The sequence below is a fragment of the Sulfurimonas sp. genome (assembly GCF_028694895.1).
Taxonomy (GTDB): Bacteria; Campylobacterota; Campylobacteria; order Campylobacterales; family Sulfurimonadaceae; genus Sulfurimonas.
In genome coordinates, this window is record NZ_JAQVKA010000005.1 from 22660 (window position 1) to 43965 (window position 21306).

A 21306-nucleotide genomic window follows, 5' to 3' on the forward strand; every position below is an offset into this window, starting at 1 on the left:
AACCTATAAATTATTTTAATTATCCAGCCATTCCCCCTTTTTGGCTTGGATAATTATGCTAAACTTACCCCATGAAAAAAATTATCCTAACAACTTTAAACTCAAGATTTACTCACACTTCTATAGCTCTTAGATATCTCTTTGCAAACTTAGCAGAGCTTAGAGATGATGCACTTATCCAAGAATTTACAATCAATGATGCAATGCAGAGCGTCGCTCAAAAACTCCTCTCACATAATCCTCAAATCATTGGCATAGGCGTATATATATGGAACGTTAAAGAGGTTTATGAGCTAATTCACATCATTAAAAAAGTCTCTCCTGCAACTAAGATTATCTTAGGTGGGCCAGAGGTTTCACATGAGCCCTTTCGAGTAAATCTTGATCTTGCTGATTTTATCATTCAAGGTGAAGGCGATGTAGCCTTTTATGAACTATGTAAAAACATCCTCTACTCAAGTGAGCCAAAAGAGAAAATCATAAAGATGACTATGCCCTCACTTAAAAACATAGCTCTTCCTTATAGATACTATAGTGATGATGATATAAAAAACCGTTATATTTATGTAGAGGCTTCGCGCGGATGTCCATTTGAGTGCGAGTTTTGTCTCTCTTCAATGGATGAGAAGGTAAGAGCCTTTGATATACAAACGCTCCTCGAAGAGTTTGAACTTTTATGGCAAAGAGGAGCTAGAAATTTTAAGTTTATAGATAGAACTTTTAATCTCAATATAAAAACAGCCTCTACTCTGCTAGATTTCTTTTTAAACAAAGATCAAAATGAGCCATATTTTGCACACTTTGAAGTTGTACCTGATCACTTCCCACAATCACTAAAGAGTAAAATAGCCTCTTTTAAAGATGGCGCTCTGCAGCTTGAGATAGGGATACAAACGCTAAACCCAGAGATTGCAAAAAATATCTCAAGAGTTCTAAATCTAGAAAAAATCAAAGAAAATATACTCTTTTTAGAAAATGAGACGCATGCGCATATTCATCTTGATTTGATTGTTGGCTTGCCTGGGGAGACTTTGGAGAGTTTTGGGAAAAACCTAGATGAGTTAGTATCGCTAAGTAGCTGTGAGATACAGATAGGAATCCTCAAAAAACTCTCAGGAACTTACATAAATCGCCACGATATAGAGCATGGGATGATATATAGTGATATCCCTCCTTATGATGTACTGCAGACTTCAAAGCTCTCCTTTGAGCAAATTGGAATCATGAAGAGATTTTCAAGATTTTGGGATTTGACCTATAACAGCGGTAACTTCAAACAAAGCGTAAAGTTAATCTGGCAAGATGATAGTGTGTTTGAGAGTTTTTATGATTTTGGTCTTTGGATGTATGAACAAACTGACTCAACTTGGCAAATCTCACTTCAAAGATTAGGTGAATTGCTCTTTAGATACTTATGTGAGATAAAAAATCTCTCTGAGGAATCTGTTGCAAATGTTATGATAGAAGATATGATGAGACTTGAGGGAAGAGTCGTTCCACATTATTTAAAAAAATATGCCTCAATTACATCAAATAGTGCCAAAAAAGGAACCTCTGGCTTTAACAAAAGACAGCAATAAAATTCAAATTTTTTTGATATAATCTTATATGCTTAGATTAAAAAAATTTATACTATTATCACTATTTATTGCAAGCAATCTATTATCTTTTGAACCTTTTACGGATAAAGAGTTGCTCCCTGCGATAGAGCAGAAGCACAATACATTTGCAAAAAAGAGAGCCTCTCTTCTTCAAGAGAGACTTGATATGCTAAGGGGTAAAAGTGATTTACAAAAGCTAGAGGGCGTAAATGACTTTTTTAATGAAGTAGAGTATTCTTCAGATATACAAATTTCATCTAAAGGTGATTATTTGGCTACACCATGGGAGTTTTTGTGTAATAACCTGAGTGATAGCAAAGATTATGTAATAAGTAAATATTTTGCCCTAAAATATTTAAACGTAGACCACAAAAAACTCTTCTTTACATATGTACGTTCTACAAAATTTGAAGAACCTCATATGGTTTTGACATACTTTGAAACTCCAAAAAGCGAGCCGCTTATCCTAGACAACGACAACCATAAAATATCTCCAGCTTCAAAACGAGACGACTTAACACCTATTTATAACTTTAACGGTGATACACTTTATAAAGTTGGAAAAAATAGTGAAAACTCTCATAAAAAATAGGATAAGCTAATGCTCAACATGCAAAGGAAGAAAATATGACGCTCTTTAAGCAGATAGCCCTAATATTGTCGCTATTTTTACTTATCATTCTAACAACAGTACTAGCCCTTAATTTTAAAAGTGCAAACAAAGGAGTTCAAGAGAGGCTCTATGATGATGCAAAAAACACCGCAACTTCACTAAGCCTCTATCTTGGAAGTGCCAATGGCGATACAACTATGATGTCAACTATGATAAATGCAAATTTTGACGGCGGAAACTACAATCATATAGCACTTATTGACGTTGATGATAAAATACTTTATGATAGAAAAATTGAGAGTAACCTAAGTAATATCCCAAAATGGTTTATCTCTTTTGTAAATCTTCAAGCACCTCTTGCATATGCAAACGTCTCTGCTGGCTGGAAACAAGTCGGAATCTTAAAAGTACAAGGTGATGCAACATACGCATATAAACAGCTCTATGCAATTTTCATAAACCTGCTTATCTCATTTGCTTTTATTGCAGTAATTGCTCTTGGTGCGTTGCACCTTCTGCTTCTTGCTATATTAAAACCATTAAAAGTAGTACAAAAACAAGCAGCTGCTATTACGAGGCATGAATTTATTGTCCAAAAAAACATCCCTTATACAAAAGAGTTTAGAGATGTTGTCCTTGGAATGAATACAATGGTTACAAAAGTAAAGGCTATGTTTGATAAAGGAAACGATGAGCTAAGAGCGCAAAAAGAGTTAGAGTATATCGATAAAAGTACCCAGTTAAAAAATAGAAAGTACCTAACAGATAAACTACCTTCATACCTTAAGATAGACTCTTCCTACAAGGGCGGCGTAAATATGATTGTAGCTCTTAATGGCGTTATTGAAGCTAATGAAAAAATAGGCAGAATGAGGGTAAATAGACTCTTTGTAACTATTGCCAATATTTTTAGCACTCAAACAAAAGATGTAAAAGACGCAATTATTGCAAGACTAAATGGGACTGAGTTTGCACTTTTTTTACCAAACTACTCAAACGAAAATGCTATAGAGTTAGCAAAAAACATAAGACAAGCTTGCAATGTTGCGATTGAAGGCGCTGAGCTCGATATAACGCAAACAGTTATCTCAATTGGGGTTTATGAATACAAAAATACAGATACGGTATCTGAACTATTTGCGCGTTCTGATAACGCTCTAGCACAAGCAAAATTCAACCTACAACATATACATATAGAAAAAGCCGATTGCGCTATAGAGGTTATGGGAAAAGAGGCGTGGAAACTACTTATAAACAAAGCTATAAAAAAAGATAGATTTACTTTTGTATCTTGGAGCGTTATTGATACAAAAGCTAAAAAACTATTCCATCATGTTCTTAGCATTCAACTAACGCTAGATAAAAACACATCTTACTCTTATGCTCAATTTATGGCTCCAGCTATACAAACTGGACTTAGTGTAAATATCTATAAAAAAGTACTCTCTATGCTACTTAGACACTCATCTATGCTTCTTAGCACCTCAACTTACTCCCTAAGACTTCCATATGAATATCTTGAGGCAAATGATACATATAATGAATTAAGTGATCTTCTACGCGCAAACGCTGCTACGCTTAACTTTAAAATAATTATAGAGCTTCCAGATAAACTTATACGCCAAGACTCAAAGCTAATCAGAGAGTATGTAGCTCTATTTCGAAAATTTGGTATTAACATAGGCATATTTGAGTTTATTGGAGAGAGCGATGACTATCAGTATCTCCAAGATTTAAGACCTATTTATATAAAAGGAGAGAGTAGCTACTTTTTAACTCAAAGTGATCAATCACTCTCTGCTCTAAGACTTATAACAGACACTGTAGGTATGTCGCTGATTGCCGTTGGAGTTATGGATATTCAGACTTTAGAGAAGCTACAGAGTAGAGGTATCTATGTTATTCAAGGAAAAGTAACTGAGGAGCTAGATTTAGATGCCTCTTGAATTTAAACCTTTTGTTACAGCGTCATTTATCTCTTGTTTATAATCAGGATTTAAACGCGCCAACTCTCTATCAAAGTTTATTATCAAATCTTTATTAGCATTAGGGTGTCTGCATAGTATAAAGAGAACTTCTTCATAAGTCTCAAAATCTCTATGTGCTCTTAAGCCCATTTTTCTATGAACCATCCCATGGTATTTTAAAATCATATCAAGTGCATAAGAGAGTCTTGAAGCGTCAGATCTCTTATTTTTTATAATAGAGACTAAGGCATCTAAGCTTGTATCTTCCTTATCAACTTTGTTCGTATCTTTACTGACTTTAGGGGCGTCATCAGGCTTTTTTTTATCTTTATTTGGCTCTAAAAAAAGCAGAAAAACTAAAAGTGATAAAAGTGCTACAAGCCCTATAATAAACTTTACAATTAACTCAGTTTCCATTAAATATCACTTTTTTATGTATTATATCTTATGTACATATATATATCGGCTTTGCTTGATTAAAAACGATTTGTTTTAGTGATTTTTGTTTGATATATGGTGGACAGTGAGGGATTCGAACCCTCGGTAAGTTTCCCTACGGCCGCGTTCCAGGCGACTGGATTAAACCAACTCTCCCAACTGTCCTTCTTTGGAGTGCGAATTTTATCTCTAAGTGGCTTAAATAGAGAAATCACTATAATCGTATTTTTGTAAATCTATATAGTATTTCTTACCGATAGTTACTACTCTTGAGTCTTCTTTGGCTTTTAGTTTAAACTTTATCTTTATTTTGGAAATTTTCTTCTTTGAAAAATCTTGGCTCTTTAGATATTTGTTTAGAGAAACCAATCTACTCTTAGCAAACTCTGCATCTTGCGTTTCTTGTATCTCTTGCGCTTCATCTATCTCACCTTCTATCGTCTCTTGCGAGGTAGAGAGCATTAGTTTTGAAGATATTGCGTTTATGATATTTTTTAACTGTTCATCTTTTTCTTTATAGATATTTTCTATCTTGATTCTCTCATCGATGAGCATCTGCTCTTTTTGATCTCTTAGGCTTCTTGTCTCACCCTCTAGCGTATCAACTCTGCATTGAAGCTTTGTATTTTGCTCTTCTAAAAATTTATAATATTTATCATTACCATGGATTGAGTGTTTTTGATTAGAAGATTTTTTCGCTGTATTGTTAGTACTTTCCTCTTCATTAATTACCACGAGCTTTACATCATTTTCAACCACACTCTGAAGTGTTCCTCTTCTTATGCGGTTATGAATCGCCTCTTTAGATACACCTAAAAACTGCGCTGCATCAGAAATAGTTAACTTTGACATCTTTTATCCCCTATCTCATATTTTCAAAAACTAAAGGTGCTTCCCACTCCATACCTCTGATAGTTGCTATAACTTTTTGCAAGTCATCAAGCTTAGCGCCCTTTACTCTTATGGAATCTCCCTCTATTTGAGCGGTAACTTTTAGTTTTAGATTTTTGATCTCTGCTGTTATTTTCTTTGCCTCTTTTGAGTCAATATAATCAACAATTTTAAAAGTTACCTTTCTGTTATTCCCACTTGAGTTTTCAGTTTTTTGCTCATCTAGCACTTTTGATGAGAGGTCTTGTCTTAAGAGTTTTGTTATAACAATATCTTTTAGAGCGTCAAGTTTGTTATCACTTGATGCGATTAGCACCAATAGTTTGTCTTTTTCTTTATAGTCAACTTCATAAGTTGTACCTTTAAAGTCATAACGGTTTGCTACTTCTTTATCTACAAGATTTATAGCGTTTTTAAAACTTTGCATATCTATCTTTGCACTTATATCAAATGAGTACTCTTTTGCCATTTTTGTCACTCCATATTTATTTAAAACTAACGGTTTTTGATTATATAACAAACACAATCTAAGATAACTTAAAAATATGTAAAACTAATCAAAAACTTGGGCTCCCATCAAAGCCAAACCCGCCATCAAAGCTCCCAAACGATGGGTCACTATAACCAAACATAACACTTCTGGCTCTTAATTTTTCTATATCTGCTTTACTAGAGATTCCTTGTGGGCAAACAAGCGTGCATGCGTTACACAAGGTACAATCCCAAACTCCATCCATTTGGATGTTATCAATCTTATCTTTTGGGTTTTCTTCTCTTTTATCACTCACATAACGCCACACTCTTGTTAGTGAAAAAGGCCCTAAAAACTCCTTATTTACAGCATACACTGGACATGCACTATAACATGCACTACATAATATACAATCGCTTTGAAGCGCATTTCTCTTCTCATCTTCATCACTTAGTTTGATGTTTTGCACTATTGTGCTCTGATACGCTTTTGCTTTTGAGTTAAATCCGTACGCTTTGTCCATGTTTACAACTAAATCTCGCTCGATAGGGACATTTAAAAGCGGCTCTACTACATCGCCATCTTCTGCTTTATATGAACATGCTAAAACTTCTTTGCCGTTTACCCGCACAGCACAACTTCCACAAACACTGCTTCTGCATCCGCTGCTATATGCTAAGGTTGCATCAATTTTGTTCTTTATCTCATTTAAAATCTCTAAGAGTGTCACATCTTGCAAAGGCACATCATAAATCTCATGTGAGTCTTCTCTTTTTATACTAATTTTCATAGCTGATTACTCCATCTTTATCTATTATGGTATGTGCATCAAATGCCGTCTTGCTCTCTTGTGTATCAACTCTAAAGTGTGCACCTCTGCTCTCATCTCTTTGGATGGCGCAAAGAAGAATAAGCTCACTTAAAAAGAGCATATTTTTAAACTCCAAAAACTCTATAAGATTTGAGTTATATATATTTCCTTTATCGCTCACTCCCATATTTTTAAGAGCTTTCTTCATCTCTTTAACATTCTCAAGTGTACAGAGCAGAGTTTTTTTATCTCTTTTAATTCCCACATCTTTATAGAACATCTCACCTAACTCTGAGTATTTCTCATAAAAATTTATCTCATTTGTATAAGATTTTATCTGCTCTAAATTCTCTTCATGTAGATTTTTATATCTTTTTATATCTATATCCAAATCTTGCTCACAAGCAAACTTTGCAGCACTCTCTCCAGCAACTCGGCCAAATACAACAAGCTCAAGGAGTGAATTTCCGCCAAGTCTGTTTGCTCCATGAACTCTATGATTTGCACACTCTCCAACTGCAAAAAGTCCTTGGATATTGGTAGATGTTTTCTCATCTACATCTAAACCACCCATCGTATAGTGTGCTGCTGGCTTTATAGGAATAAGCTCGAGAGAGGGATCAATGTTCTCATAAAGTTTTGCAAGTTTTGCCTCTTGTGGCAACTCTTTTTCAATAAACTCAGAGCCTAAATGACGGATATCTAAAAAGATACTCTCTCCCTTTAGTATCTCATCATGTATTGCGCGTGAGACCTCATCGCGAGGGGCTAACTCATTTATAAACCTCTCACCCTTAGAGTTAAGAAGATATCCTCCAGCACCTCTTGCACTCTCAGATATCAATATAGAAGAGCCCCTTAGAGATGTTGGATGAAACTGTATAAACTCCAAATCACTCGCCACTGCTCCAGCACGAAGTGCTGCTGCAATCCCATCCCCGCTTGAGGAGATAGAGTTTGTAGAGTAGTTATGAAAAACTCTGCTATAACCACCCGTGGCAACTATAACACTGTTACTTTGTATCAGCTCAACCTCACCACTTCTTTTGTTTAAAACACTAACACCACAAATACTTTTTTTGTTAGAACTCTCATCTGTTATAAATTCTAAAAGATATCTCTCGTTTAAAAACTCTATCCCTAAAGCTGTGCATCTGTCATAAAGTGTATGGAGTATCTTCAGACCTGTATAGTCTTGTGCATAACAAGCCCTCGTAGCAGATGCGCCACCTAATTTTCTTTGGGCTATCTTGCCATCTTTTGTTCTACTAAAAGGAACTCCTATACTATCTAACCACTCTATTGCACCTTTGGCACTATTACATAAAAATCTAACCGCATCTTCATTAGCCAAAGAACGTGCTGATTTTAGTGTATTTTGAATATGTAACTCAGCGCTATCTTCATCTACATTTGAGAGTGCTGCATTTATGCCACCTTGAGCCATACATGTTTGACTTCTTGTTGGATACTCTTTTGTTATTATTGTTACTTTTGCACCACTCTCATGCGCACTAAGTGCAGCAACAAGACCTGCTCCACCAGAGCCTATAACTATTACTCTATTTTTCATCTATTTCCTTATCTATTGCTAACTCTATAATAAATTTTGCACCATTTTCTATATTTTGCAGATAAATTTTGCCTCCATAATGCTGTTCTATAATACTTCTAGACATGTGAAGACCAAGCCCTGTACCATTTTTGTCAAACTTTGTTGAGAAGTATGGGTCAAAGATGTTATCTTTTATATTCTCATCAACTCCGCCTCCGTTATCACTTATCTCTATAACGCAGATATCATCTGTATCATAACTCTTTATACAAATCTGTGCATCTTGTTTGTTTGTTTGTTTGAGCTGATCTCTTGCGTTGTTTATGATATTTAAGAGGAGTTGAATAAACTCATTTTTATATACCATAACACTCTTTTTGGAATTAAGCTCTAAGTATAAATCTATCTCTTCAGATTTTAAATTATCTTCCAAAAACTTATACGCTTTTAATACAAGAGAATTTAATGGCACCTTTTGTTGAAGCTTGTTTGGCTTATAAAAATCACTAAAATCAGAGATAATCATACTAAGTGCTTGTGTCTGCTCACCTATCTTCTTTAATCTCTCGTGCAAATAGAATAAAAAACTCTCTCTTTGCCTCTGATCTGTGAGGTCATACTCTTCAAGCTCTAACGCCATCAAAACCGATATTTGAAGTGCTGAGATAGAGCTAAGAGGCTGCTTCCACTGATGCGCTACCATACTTATCATCTCGCCCATCTGTGCTTGTCTTGATTTGTGAAGCATGTAGGTATCCTTTTTTTGTATATCAACTACTGCCTCTTCAACTCTTTGTTGTAACTCATCCTTTAAGGCTTCAAGCTCTTTGTTTTTTTTCTTTAAGAGATGCTGTCTATAAAAAAAGAATATAGTAAGAGAAAAAAGTAAAAAAAGTATCTCTTTTATATACTCAAAATTTATACTTTTGATGTAGTTGACTGATATCCACTTACTTATAATTTTATCTACATCAGAAGGTTTTATCTCTTTTGATACCTTTTTAAAAATTTCATATAGCTCTTTATCCTCTTGCCTAAATCCAAATCCGACACCTATTTTGTCATCAAACAATCCAGCAATTTTCAAATTACCGTTAGATATATTTTTAAAAGCATACGCAGTTGCAACTAAAGTATCTATATATCCATAATATTCACCACTCTCAACGCTCTCAAACCCTTCTTGAAGCGAATTAACATAGGAGATATTAAGCATTGGATACTTGATTTTAAGTTCTATGATAAATGGGTTTGCTCTTATTGCTACAAATTTTTTATCAGAGATATTTTTTATATCAACTATATAGTTTTGCGACTTTTTAGTAACTACAGCTGGTTGCTCTTTATAGTAGGGATCAGCAACTAAGAGATTCTCTTTTTTAAGTCTCTGTGTAGCCATTGGTAAAATATCACATCTCTTATTTTTAAGATTTGCTAAATTCTCTTCCCAAGAAGAAGCGTATATCTCTTTGTATGGAATTTTTATATGCTCTTTAGTTAAATCTAAAACATCTGAACAGATTCCTACAAATGAACTCTCTCTTATATCACTAAATGGTAGAAGTTTTGAGAGAGCACAGATTTTGAGTTCTTTTTTCTCTTTTAAAAACTCTTCTTCTTTTTGTGTGTAAAACTTATTCTCTGAGTTAAAGATTAGTCTATCCATATCTACCTCTGAGTCAACCACACCCATTAATCTATATATATCTAAAGCTCTTCTTATATTCTCTTTGTCAATTGTTCCAAGAGCAAGTCCATTCTTATAGGCTAATTTTTTGAGTTCTTGTGCTTCAAATTTTAGAGCGTCTTTTGATTTTTTTAGAGGATTATACTTCTCATACATAATAGAAACAGCTTCATCAATATTGTTAAATGCGTACTCCCATCCACGAACAGACGCATCTCTAAAACTCTTTACTCGCTCTGGGTTTTGGGATGCTTCTTCTTCTGATGTAAAGAGAATATCACTATAAAAATCAAAGCCACTGTTTGATGGAGAAAAAACCTCAAAATCTATTTTTTTTTCTTTAAGTAAAAAAGGCTCATTTGAGCTATACCCAGTATACAAATCTATCTTTTTATCAATCAGTTCATTAAGATTTAATGTGTGTTGAACAAACTCAATACTCTGTTCATCAACTTGAGCAGATTTTATCATGGCATATATTGGTACGCTCTCAAGAGCATTCGGAGTTATCATGATTTTTTTATTTGCAAACTCTTTTATGTTATTTATATTTGAAGATTTTAACGCTATTAAAATCATAGGAGAGGATTGGAAAATCGCACTAACAAGCGTTATCTTCTTACGTTTTGAGCGGTACCAAATTAGACTTGAGCGCCCAATTGCGTAAGTAGTCCTTTGACTTAGTACATCTTCAACAGCATCTACCTCAGCACTATACTTTTTTACCTCAACATCAAGGCCAGCTTCTTTATAAAAGCCTTTTTCTTGCGCCATAAGGTAACCTGCAAACTGAAACTGATCAAACCATTGAAGCTGTAAAGAGACTTTTTCTAATGGTTTTTGTGAAGCATAAAGGGAGATGCACAAGAGGAGAATAAGCATATATCTCATAACAACCTCTCCTCTTGTTTTAATTTATTAAATTATAGCATAAGAGTTAAAAAGTAGTATCTAAGCACCCTAAGCGTGGCACTTATAAGGATAAAATATATAAAATTGAGTCTTAAAACACCAGCGACTAACGTTAGTGGATCGCCAATTATAGGTAGCCATGAAAGAAGAAGTGCAGCATATCCATAACGGTGTCCATAATCGTATGAAGCTCTGCCGATTTTTGAGTTAAAAAGTTTTGTTTTTGTCTTCTCATAAAGAAGATAACCCAAAGAGTAGTTTAGGATGATGGCAAGGATGTTTCCACTTGACGCAAAAAACATAGCGTTTATTACACTCATGCCACTCTCTAATGCCGCAACAAAGCTTATCTCTGAGCTAAATGGAAGGATTGTAGCCGCTAAAAAAGCGGATAAAAACAGTGCTATCTCTGCTATGCTTTTTGCTTTAAAAATAGTTTTATATTATCTATAACGCCCTCTATAAGGGCTTTTCGTGCCTCTATGCTAGTCCAAGCGATATGTGGTGTTATGTATAGATTATCTCTGTTTTTAACATGCAGTAGTGGGTTGCTTTTCTCTATTGGCTCACGGCTTAAAACATCCAAAGCAAAGAGCATATCTCTCTCATCAACAATGCGCGCAACCGCTTCTTCGTTGATAATCCCGCCACGACCAAGATTTAATACAACCGCACCATCTCTGCACTTCTGCAACTCTTTATAATCTAAAAGATTGAGTGTATTTTCATTTAGCGGTGCATGTATGGAGATGATATCACAACTCACTAAAAGTTCATCAAGAGCAAGAGATGGGTACTCTTGATTTGTATTATTTCCACTTGTTGAGTAGTAGCAAATCTCTGCACCAAAAGTTTTTGCGATATTTGCAACACCTCTGCCTATCTCACCAAGCCCTATAATGCCCCATTTCTTACCTTTTATCTCAAAAAATGGACGTGATACATCTGTGAAAATTTCACTCTTTGCATATAAGCCATCTTTTACATAGTTGTCATAATACTTTGAGTGCCCTATTAGATAAAAGAGCATAGAAAAGGTGTGCTGTATAACAGAATCACTAGAGTATCCAGATACATTTCGTACCTCGATGTCTCTTTTTTTTGCACTCTGCAAATCAATGTTATTCATACCAGTTGCGGCAACACAAATGAGCTTTAAAGATGGAGTGTTTTGCATATGTTCAGATGTTATAACAACTTTGTTAGTAACTATAACATCGCTATCTTTTATACGCTCGCTGGTTTGAAGAGGTGAAGTTGTTTGAAATATCTGAACATTTCCAAGAGATGAAAAAGCACTTAAATCACTATCTCCAAAGGTAAGTGCATCTAAAATTATAATATTCAACTCTTTGTCCTTAATCAATGTATGGGTATTTTTTTAAGTGAGGCAAAAACGCATGATAACTCCTTCTAGGGGCGAAGGAGTTACTTTAAAACAGAGTTAAACTTATTGTTTTAATCCGATTAGCGTTTGGAGAAGTTGATCAGATGTAGTAATTGTTTTACCATTTGCCTGATAACCTCTTTGTATAATAATTAACTGTGTTAATGCTAAAGACAAGTCAACGTTAGAAGCTTCTAGCGCAGCTGATTGCATAAATCCACGTCCAGCTGTTGCAGCTGTTCCAATGATTGGGTCTCCTGAGTTTGCAGTTTGTACATAAACGTTTCCACCCTCAGTTGTTAATCCCTCGTTATTTGTAAACTTTGCCATTGCAATTTGTGCAAGACCAAAACTTCTACCATTACTAAATGAGCCAATTAACGTTCCACTTTGATCGATTCTGATACCAACTAAATCTCCACCAGTAAATCCATCTTGAGAGATTCCTGATGTTGATGAAGGAGAGTCAAAACTCGTCATTCCATCAAAACTATTTGAAGTTCCAAGCTTTATAGCGACTTGCTGATTTGAAGCAGAGCCGTTGTTTGCTGTAAAAGATACGTTTGGTGGATTGTAAGTTGCAAGTGAACCATCACTATTAAAACGTACAAAACCTGTTTTTTCATTATAAGGCATTACTGAGTCGATGGTAGCAGGCTCAGGAACACTAATCTTCATATTCCATGAACTTCCGGTTGAAGCATCAACAGCAACCTTTCTAAACTCTGTTCTTAGTGTATGCTTTGATCCAAGTGAGTCAAAAACATCTATACTTGTAGAGTGTGTTGCTGCGTTAAAGCTTTGTGAAAATGCTTTTCCAGCACTTCCTGCTGGTAGTGTAGCATTTAGAGCTTCCATGTTTCTAGTGAACTTTGTATTTTCAGTTATTCCGCCACCAGCTATACTACTAGCATTCATTCCAGTAATAGCTAGATTAATATCATAATCGCCATCTTGAGAGCCACCTGGGTTTGTCATCTCAAACTTACCTTGAGCGTTTATTCTTATCTCAATATTATTCTCATTTGGAGTACCATCTAAATCCCCATCGCCTACAGCACGAGCTTGATTTTCCAGAGCTTCACGTAAATCTGCAATAGTTGTAAATTTCTTATCAATACCAGATACCACTGACTTACCCGTTGGATCATACTGATATCTATATGCAGTAGTTCTAGAGTCCGTAGTAGCGAAACCACTATTTGCGTTTCCTACTGCCGTAATTCTAATATTATGAGAAGCGTTCATATCTGTATTGCTATTTGAAAGAGATATTAGATGAGTAGTTGTATTGTATGTTGCAACTACACCAGTTACTGATGATTGAGCATTAATTGCTGAAACGTAACGTGCCGCATTTTCCGCCTGAGTCTCTGCTCCAGTACCACCACTTGTCGATATTGTCTTTGTAGTTCCATTATCAAGTTCTAGTGTTAAACTAAGTTCATTAGCCGTATATGTTGTAGTTACTGCTGTAGTTGCACTTCCATTATCGTTTGAAAGGTTTGTTACCGCGATAGGCGTCGCTGTGGCTGGATTGAACGTAAGAGTATCACCAGCTGCAGTAATTGTTGCAACAGCAGCTACCGCTGTTCCCAAATCAGCATAAGTTGTTGCTGCATCTGTATTAAAAGCTGCAGAATATGAAGTACCATTAATAGTTACACTTATAGTATCACCCGCTACTGGAGGTCTACTGTATGTTATAGTTGTAGAGTCTTCAACCACTCCTGCAGCCGTTGTTGTTGTAGGAGTAAATGATGCCCAAATACCTTGATTTTTTTGCAAGTTAAATGCTTCTCCGGAGTCATTAAAGAGTACACCCATATTTCCAGAGTCTATAGCATTACCGTTACCATCTACCGCTCTAAGGGTTGGTAATGTTGCTCCTGCTGGATAACTCTTTACCTCATAAGCTGGTGAATATGTCTTTACCAATGGACCTGAGTTTAGGTTCGCTTTAATAACTACATTTTGTGTAGGAGATGCCGGTGTTGTAAGCCCTGGAGGGATATTTATGTTTGTAATGGGCGCTGTTGCATCAACAAAACCGGTCTCTCTATCTCTGAGCCATCCTTGAACAATAAATCCGTTGTTATCAACAAAGTTTCCACCAGCATCAAACTTAAAGTCTCCCGCACGAGTATACTTGTATGTATTTCCGCCATCTGGAGAGATAATAAAAAAGCCATCACCTTGAATAGCAACGTCTGTATTTTTATCTGAGTTTTGTACTGAACCTTGTGAGAAGATACGTGTCATTGAGCTAACAGTTGTACCAAGACCAACTTGAACTGGGTTTTTACCACCAAGTTCTCCTTGAGGTGCTGTCGCAATTGCTCTAGTTTGTGCTAAAAGATCTGAAAAGTTTGCACGAGAATATTTATATCCAACTGTATTTACGTTTGCAATATTGTTTGATTCTACGTCCATTGCAACTTGGTGCGACTGAAGTCCTGAAACTCCAGCAAAAAGTGATTTTAACATTTTAAACCCCTTATATATTAAGTTTTTTAAACACTAAGAGCGACTTTCGCTCCGATATATCAGCCATTTTTGGCACTATTGCTTCTCTTATGTAGAGAGGCTAAGTTATTTTTTACTTGTATGATTAATTAGCATTTAGTGTTCCAACTCTATTTAGCGCTCATATTAAGGGCTTTTTGTAACATCTGATCTGCTGTTGTTATACACTTTGAATTTGCATCATATGATCTTTGCATAATAATAATCTCGGTAAGCGCAACTTCCATACGTACGTTTGAGCCCTCTAATTTAAAGTTACTCAAATCTGTACCCAATATATTATTTCCATTTGCATCTTGAAAAAATATAGGTCTGCCACTGTTTGTTGATTCACTAAATCTTGAGCCGTTTATTCTCTCTAGCCCTTTATCATTTTGAAAATGATAAACAGCAACAGAACCTATTGAACTTTGCATACCATTAGAAAAAGTTGCAATAATCTGTCCATTTTTATTTATCTCATACCCATAAAGCTCACCTGATTTAACTCCATCAGAAGTACTTGAACCACTAAAAGGGTTGTTCATTGATATAAGGCCCTCATAGCCAGTGCCTAAATTTATATTTACGGGTGTGCCATTATTGTTTATAGTTGAGAGTGTATTTGATACGATAACACCGCTATCATCAAAAGAGACTACGCCACTTTGTGTATCATAAATTTCATCCGGAAGATAAGTAGTTTCCCCAGTCTGTTCATTATAAAACGTTTGAACTCCTGCACTTTGAGCTGTCGCTACAACATTCCACTGTGTACCAGGAGAGACTTGTGGAACGACTTTGTTAAACTCTAATCTTATATTGTTTGTATTGCTTTGTGCGTCAATTGCTTTAGAACTTATAACCCTTGTTGTATCATCAAGACCTAAATTTCCAAAAAATTTAGCTTCAGTTGTGGGTGAAACTGGATAAGTTAGCTCGTTTGGAAAACGAAGTTTTTCCTGCGTTGCTACATTTCCTAGCCCTACTTCACTTAGCTGCTGAGTTAAGACACCATTGTTAATATTTTTACCCATTGTTCCTAGAACATAATATCCATCAGCAGTTACTAAGTCTCTCTCTCTATCAAATGTAAAGCTTCCATCGCGGGTATATATAGGAGCACCTTCACCTTGAATACCAAACCAACCATCTCCCATGATAGCTAGATCTGTATTTCTCTCACTAAGCTGAATAACACCACTATTATTATCCATCGTTATGGCATTTACACTTGTACCTAAACCAACTCCCGCATTTCTATCAGAAGGGCCTACAACTGATTTTTCAAAAAGAGATGAAAATTCACTACTATAGCCACGAAAGCCTAGAGTGCTTGTGTTTGCTAAATTATCGGCAACCACATCAATAGCAGTCTGATGTGCTTTAACTCCGCTAATCCCTGTATAAAAAGCTTGAATCATCATAAGAGAATCCTTTAGTAAACTTCTTTAACGTTAGCTAGTGGAACATAATTAGAACCAAGTTTAAAGTAAGTCTCACCTTTATCAAATTTAACAGACTCTATAGGATAAGCACCCATTCTCGTATTTAGCTGTGCTCCATCTGGGTTTGTATAAGAGGCTGTTACATAGTAGTATCCACTCTCTACGCCTTGGCCACCTGCATTTGTTCCATCCCATGTGAATTCATATACACCTCTAGGGTTTGTTCCAACATCTATTGTTTTTATAGTATTTCCATTTACATCAAGGATTTGAACACTCCCTTGCTCTACGTCATCTGGGAAGTACATCTCAAATGTAGAATTTGTTCCCTTATCAAGCACAATAGCATTACTGCCCAAATCTGCTGTTTTACCTATTGCAGAAATTGTACTAAACTGCTGAGAAGAGCCCATAGAAGCTGCTAAATCAGACAATGCCTTATTAGTATTTTCAGATGCTTCTAGAGTTGCAAGCTGTGAAGTTTGAGTTAAAATCTTCTCGGTATCCATAGGCTCAGTTGGATCTTGATACTGAAGCTCTACTAGTAGCAACTTCATAAAGTCATCTTTACCTAAAACTGATTTGTCTGTTGATGTGTTTGCCGCTGCATACTCTGCATTTGTTGCTGCATTTAATCCTGTTGATGTGATTGCCATAACACTTCCTTTTTTATTTATATAGTGATTTTACGTACTTTTATAAAAAAGACGTAAGTATCTTTCTTTTCTCGAAAAACTATGTTTTTCGTAGCTTTTAGGTATGCTAACCAATGGCATACTCCATGACAAGGGGGTTGTAGGGACTTTAGTCCCTGCCTCTAAAACGGACGAGTTCGTTTTAGTGTGTAACAATTATATGTACCGTGGAACGATAATCTCTAAAGAGCTAATTATCTCTTCATGTGCCTCTTCATTTTCAAAATGGTTGTACTCTGTCTGAGCCTTTTGCTCATTTTGTCTCTGTTGCTGAAATGCCCCAGATGAATTATCACCATTTTGTGAACTACTATTGAAGTTAAATGTAGCACTATTTATTCCACTATTGTTTAACTGCGTCTTTAGCTCGTTTATATTCATTGAGAGTGTATTTATAGCCGTATTGTTTGAGCTGATACTCACATGTAAATTTTTACCTCTTTGAACTACGGTTAAATCAACTTCCCCCAAATGTTGTGGATTTAACTGAACTTTTACCCTTGTAAATGGAGATTTATACTCATCAATTGCATTTTTTATATCATTTGAGAGATACTTAATCATCTGTTTTGCTTCATTTATCTTAACTTCAAAGCTATCTGCTTTACTTACACCTAAAGAGTCCACTTTGCTTTGAGAAGGTGCTTCTGATACAAAAGACTCCCCTTGAAGAAGCTTCTCAAGTGATTTTGTATTCTCTTGAGTTAAGCTTGGAGCAACCACTTTGGCACTATTTACTGAAAAATCAGCCGTTAGAGATGATGAGTCTCGTGATGATCTCTCACCATGAAGCAGAAGTTTTAATGTCTCATCTGCTTTCTCTTTTGGTGTTTTTTGCTCTGCTTTTAAAGATGTGCTATTTACTTTTGCCTGAACAATCTGCTCTGTTGTTGCATGCTCAGTTACACTTTGAGCTTTAAAAAGAGGTGTTGCTTTTATCTCTTTTAGAACTTCACTCTGCTTCTCATCAGCTCGCATCTCTGTATGCTCAGTTTTTAAAGGCGTATTTTGCACAGTTTGTTGCTTGGTCATCTCTTGTAGTTGAGGCTTTTTATCTTGTATAACCTCTTTTGGACTCTCTGTTTTTATCTCTTTGTTCTCTGGTGGCAAATCTTTTGGAGTTTTTAGGGCCTCTTTTGTAACCTCTGTTTTTGGTTCTTTTGGGGGCTCTGCTTTTAAAACATTATCCTGTTTTAATGTATCAACTTTGCCTAGAGAGTGTTCTTTAACTTCTTGAAGAGTTATCTTACTTACATCTATATCAAACTTCTTAGCCATCTCAGCTAATCCCTTTAGCGTAGTAGGAAGCTCTTTAATCTCAGCTTTTTTATAACCATCACTCTCTTGAATTTTTGATTTAAGATAGCTTTTTGCATCACTTATAAGAGTTTTTATCTCGGCACTACTTAGTGTAGCTACCAACTTTGGATTTAACTCTAAAGGCTCTTTTTCTTTTTTTTCAACTTTTACTTCTTGTGTCTGCATAAGAGAGGTAAGTGTAGTTACCTTTGATGACGTTGCCTTTGGCGTTTTGATACTCTTCTCTTCGTTAGAGAGCGCTAAAACAAGTGAGCCATTTTGGACAACTTTTTTATCTTTTGCATCACTAGCTCCTCGAAGGAGTTCTGAAAATGAGATAGTAGGCTTCTCTTTTGGAGCAGCTAAATTTAGCGGCGAAGGTGAAGATGATCCATTAGTGTTTTTCATATCTAGTAAAACCACTGACTCTCCTTTGTCTTTAATATAAAGATTTTAGAATCAGTAGCACATTGTATTCCACTATTAAGTTATAATTTTAACCATGAAACATTTACTACTACTTTTACCGCTACTGTTATTTGCTAAGAGCCCATTTGAAACTCTAGATATGAGAGATATGGATCTATCTGCGTATGAGACAAAAAAAGGCGAGCAAAATCTACAAGCTTCTAAAAATGTAAAAGTAACTTGTAGATTGGTGTGTGATAAAAAGGTTTATAAAGAGCAAAAAATCTCAGATGCGATAGAGTTTTACAAAAAAGCTAAAAATAAGAACCCTTCTAGCAATTAAAACTCTTTAAAAACTACATAACCGTATATGGTTTTAGCTCATCCCTTGAATCAAATGGAGCTGCTTGAATCTCATCTGCATTGTCATACAAAATAGTGTACTCAGTATCCTCTTTTGTTTTACAGTATGTAAGAATTATCTTTGCTGCTAACTCTCTATCTGCTTTAGTCGCATTTTTACTAAGTAGTGAATGAGGGCCTGGTAGCGCTACTGTTTTTACATGATTGTATTTTTGGCTATCTATATTTTGCAAGTGTAAATTTTCATCTTTGTTTCTTCCAACAACAAGCTTTGCACCATCTGGGAGTCTTAGATGACGACCAAATTTCATAACTGGAATATCTTTTACTTCAAACTTATCATATTTTATAAAATCAAGCATTTTTTTTGCAAAATTCTCATCCGTTAAAAGACATCCTCCACCAGGGCTTTCAAAATCTTCTAAACCTATCTCTGCTACGAGCTCGAGCTGTCTGTCACGACTTCTTCCTACGATACCTTCTAACTTCTCTCTATCAACCCAGCCATTTATCTCTGCAAGTGTAGGAGCTAGAGCTTTAGCTGAGAGTGGACGAAGAAGTAGTCCATCACAATTGCTCTCATTTAAAACTGTCTGCATAGCATCTTTGTTTTGGCTCATTGGGCGTTGTCCTAAAACCTCACCACTTATAAGAAATGATGCTCCCTCACTCTCCATGACTCTTTTTGCAACTGCGAACATCTTTGCATGACAATCAATACATGGGTTGAAGTTTTTGCCATAACCATGTTTTGGATCAAAAAGAACATCTTGCAGATATTCACTCTCGATATCTATTATTTTTAACTCTGCTCCAACTTGAGCGCACATATTTTGCATATGTTCTAACCTGTCTTTAGTGCTTCCAAAACCTGTGTTAATATTCACCGCTAAAACCTCAATACCTTGATCGATTATTAGTTTTAACGCCAAAGTTGAGTCTAGTCCGCCGCTAAATAGTGCGATTGCTTTCATTACTCTCCTTGTAAAATTGATAATTTAAATTATAAAATTATACACTACTTATCTTCTTTTCTTATGAGAGCCTCTTTGCCCACCTTGATTTATAGGCTCGGCTTTAATAGTAGGGTCTGGTTTAAAATCTTTTAACCAAACCTTTTGGATATCACTCTTTATAAGCTTCTCTATTCCTGCGAGGTACTCATGCTCATCTATACAAACAAGTGATATAGCGTCACCTGTGCTTCCAGCGCGCCCTGTTCTTCCAATTCTATGAACATAATCTTCTGCTATATTTGGAAGCTCATAATTTATAACATGTGGGAGTTGGTCTATATCTATTCCTCTTGCTGCAATATCTGTTGCAACAAGCACTCTTATATCGCCATCTTTAAACTCTTGTAAGGCCTTCATTCTAGCGTTTTGACTTTTATTTCCATGAATAGCACTTGAGCTTATGCCATCTTTTTCAAGCTGTGCACTTAACTTGTTTGCTCCATGCTTTGTTCTTGTAAAGACAAGAACTTGTTGCCATTGACCCTCTTTTATAAGATGCACTAAAAGCTCACGTTTACGCTCTTTATCTACTGGATAAACTACCTGTTTTATGCTTTGCGCAGTTCTGTTTGGACGCTCAACTTCTATGAGAGTTGGTGAGTTTAACAAAGCATTGGAGAGCTTTTTAATCTCATCCGAATAAGTCGCAGAGAAGAGTAGAGTTTGTTTGTTTTTAGGAAGAACTGCTAAGACTTTCTTTATATCATTTATAAAACCCATATCAAGCATTCTATCAGCTTCATCAAGTATTAAAAACTCAACTTCTTTTAAATCTATGCTTTTTTGAGAGAGATGGTCAAGCAATCTTCCCGGTGTTGCTATAACTATATCAACACCTCTGCGAAGAGCTGCTAATTGTGGGTTTATACTCACTCCGCCATAGATAATTGTTGAAGTAAAAGGGAGGTATTTTCCATAAAGACCAACACTCTCTCCAACTTGCGCTGCTAACTCTCTTGTTGGTGTTAAAATAAGTGCTCGTACTCTCTTTTTAGTTGATGATTTATCTCTGCTTAGAAGCTCAAGAAGTGGAAGTGTAAAACCTGCTGTCTTGCCTGTTCCTGTTTGTGCACCTGCTAAAATGTCTTTTTTACTAAGGATAACTGGGATGGCTTGTTTTTGGATTGGTGTTGGCTCTGTATAGCCTTGTTCTTTTATAGCTTTTAATATAGGAGCAGATAAACCTAGTGTTGTAAATGACATTATTTTCCTGATTTTTAATTGTTTTTGTGGAAGAT

The 21306-nt window shown here is 35.7% G+C and carries 18 protein-coding genes and 1 tRNA gene; 4 read left to right on the forward strand and 15 right to left on the reverse strand.

Annotated elements, in window-relative coordinates; all coding sequences use genetic code 11:
* The first annotated feature begins 71 nt into the window (after nt 1-71).
* From PHI38_RS01605 to PHI38_RS01615, 3 genes are read left to right on the forward strand one after another with little or no spacing between them, the layout of a single operon-like run.
* Nucleotides 72-1580 (forward strand): B12-binding domain-containing radical SAM protein, encoded by a 1509-nt coding sequence (locus PHI38_RS01605; RefSeq protein ID WP_299851854.1) that lies wholly within the window; start codon nt 72-74, stop codon nt 1578-1580.
* 28 nt (nt 1581-1608) lie between these two features.
* Nucleotides 1609-2193, forward strand: coding sequence for a transglutaminase-like cysteine peptidase (locus tag PHI38_RS01610; RefSeq protein WP_299851857.1), 585 nt, complete (start codon nt 1609-1611; stop codon nt 2191-2193).
* Between the two features lie 35 nt (nt 2194-2228).
* A complete protein-coding gene (locus PHI38_RS01615) occupies nt 2229-4160 on the forward strand; it encodes a LapD/MoxY N-terminal periplasmic domain-containing protein (RefSeq protein ID WP_299851860.1) in 1932 nt (643 codons plus the stop codon).
* On the opposite strand, the gene PHI38_RS01620 is transcribed toward PHI38_RS01615, so the two are convergent.
* The 13 genes from PHI38_RS01620 to PHI38_RS01680 all read right to left on the reverse strand — a co-directional run bounded on the left by PHI38_RS01620 (nt 4146) and on the right by PHI38_RS01680 (nt 18704).
* Complete coding sequence (locus tag PHI38_RS01620; RefSeq protein WP_299851863.1) at nt 4146-4598, reverse strand: hypothetical protein; 453 nt, start codon at nt 4596-4598, stop codon at nt 4146-4148. The two genes, PHI38_RS01615 and PHI38_RS01620, sit on opposite strands and share 15 nt — an antisense overlap.
* 97 nt (nt 4599-4695) lie before the next feature.
* Nucleotides 4696-4784: transfer RNA gene (locus tag PHI38_RS01625), tRNA-Ser, on the reverse strand.
* A gap of 33 nt (nt 4785-4817) precedes the next feature.
* The gene (locus PHI38_RS01630; RefSeq protein WP_299851866.1) at nt 4818-5471 is read right to left on the reverse strand and encodes a DNA-binding protein; all 654 of its coding nucleotides are present in this window, start codon (nt 5469-5471) and stop codon (nt 4818-4820) included.
* Nucleotides 5472-5481: 10 nt separating this feature from the next.
* The gene (locus tag PHI38_RS01635) at nt 5482-5979 is read right to left on the reverse strand and encodes a YajQ family cyclic di-GMP-binding protein (RefSeq protein WP_299851869.1); all 498 of its coding nucleotides are present in this window, start codon (nt 5977-5979) and stop codon (nt 5482-5484) included.
* A gap of 88 nt (nt 5980-6067) precedes the next feature.
* Nucleotides 6068-6772, reverse strand: coding sequence for a 2Fe-2S iron-sulfur cluster-binding protein (locus tag PHI38_RS01640; RefSeq protein ID WP_299851872.1), 705 nt, complete (start codon nt 6770-6772; stop codon nt 6068-6070).
* Entirely contained in the window at nt 6762-8366 is a 1605-nt protein-coding gene (locus PHI38_RS01645) for an FAD-dependent oxidoreductase (protein ID WP_299851875.1), read from the reverse strand. Before PHI38_RS01645 ends, PHI38_RS01640 begins: the two co-directional genes overlap by 11 nt.
* Entirely contained in the window at nt 8356-10926 is a 2571-nt protein-coding gene (locus tag PHI38_RS01650; protein WP_299851878.1) for an ABC transporter substrate-binding protein, read from the reverse strand. Before PHI38_RS01650 ends, PHI38_RS01645 begins: the two co-directional genes overlap by 11 nt.
* Nucleotides 10927-10958: 32 nt before the next feature.
* Complete coding sequence (locus PHI38_RS01655) at nt 10959-11267, reverse strand: DedA family protein (RefSeq protein ID WP_299851881.1); 309 nt, start codon at nt 11265-11267, stop codon at nt 10959-10961.
* Nucleotides 11268-11359: 92 nt separating this feature from the next.
* The gene (locus PHI38_RS01660; RefSeq protein ID WP_299851884.1) at nt 11360-12295 is read right to left on the reverse strand and encodes a D-2-hydroxyacid dehydrogenase; all 936 of its coding nucleotides are present in this window, start codon (nt 12293-12295) and stop codon (nt 11360-11362) included.
* Between the two features lie 102 nt (nt 12296-12397).
* Entirely contained in the window at nt 12398-14821 is a 2424-nt protein-coding gene (gene flgE, locus PHI38_RS01665) for a flagellar hook protein FlgE (protein ID WP_299851887.1), read from the reverse strand.
* A 149-nt stretch (nt 14822-14970) separates the two neighbouring features.
* Nucleotides 14971-16266 carry a flagellar hook protein FlgE gene (locus tag PHI38_RS01670; protein ID WP_299851890.1) on the reverse strand — a complete coding sequence of 432 codons (1296 nt, stop codon included), beginning with the start codon at nt 16264-16266 and terminating at the stop codon, nt 14971-14973.
* Between the two features lie 11 nt (nt 16267-16277).
* On the reverse strand, nt 16278-16943 hold the full coding sequence (locus PHI38_RS01675) for a FlgD immunoglobulin-like domain containing protein (protein ID WP_299851892.1): 666 nt from the start codon (nt 16941-16943) through the stop codon (nt 16278-16280).
* A gap of 195 nt (nt 16944-17138) precedes the next feature.
* The gene (locus tag PHI38_RS01680) at nt 17139-18704 is read right to left on the reverse strand and encodes a flagellar hook-length control protein FliK (RefSeq protein WP_299851895.1); all 1566 of its coding nucleotides are present in this window, start codon (nt 18702-18704) and stop codon (nt 17139-17141) included.
* Nucleotides 18705-18783: 79 nt separating this feature from the next.
* Here PHI38_RS01680 and PHI38_RS01685 point away from each other — a divergent pair, with 79 nt between their 5' ends.
* Nucleotides 18784-19032 carry a hypothetical protein gene (locus tag PHI38_RS01685; RefSeq protein ID WP_299851898.1) on the forward strand — a complete coding sequence of 83 codons (249 nt, stop codon included), beginning with the start codon at nt 18784-18786 and terminating at the stop codon, nt 19030-19032.
* A 13-nt stretch (nt 19033-19045) separates the two neighbouring features.
* Here PHI38_RS01685 and PHI38_RS01690 read toward each other — a convergent pair whose 3' ends face one another.
* The gene (locus tag PHI38_RS01690; protein WP_299851901.1) at nt 19046-20026 is read right to left on the reverse strand and encodes an argininosuccinate synthase domain-containing protein; all 981 of its coding nucleotides are present in this window, start codon (nt 20024-20026) and stop codon (nt 19046-19048) included.
* Nucleotides 20027-20074: 48 nt separating this feature from the next.
* On the reverse strand, nt 20075-21271 hold the full coding sequence (locus tag PHI38_RS01695) for a DEAD/DEAH box helicase (RefSeq protein ID WP_299851904.1): 1197 nt from the start codon (nt 21269-21271) through the stop codon (nt 20075-20077).
* Nucleotides 21272-21306 lie beyond the last annotated feature (35 nt).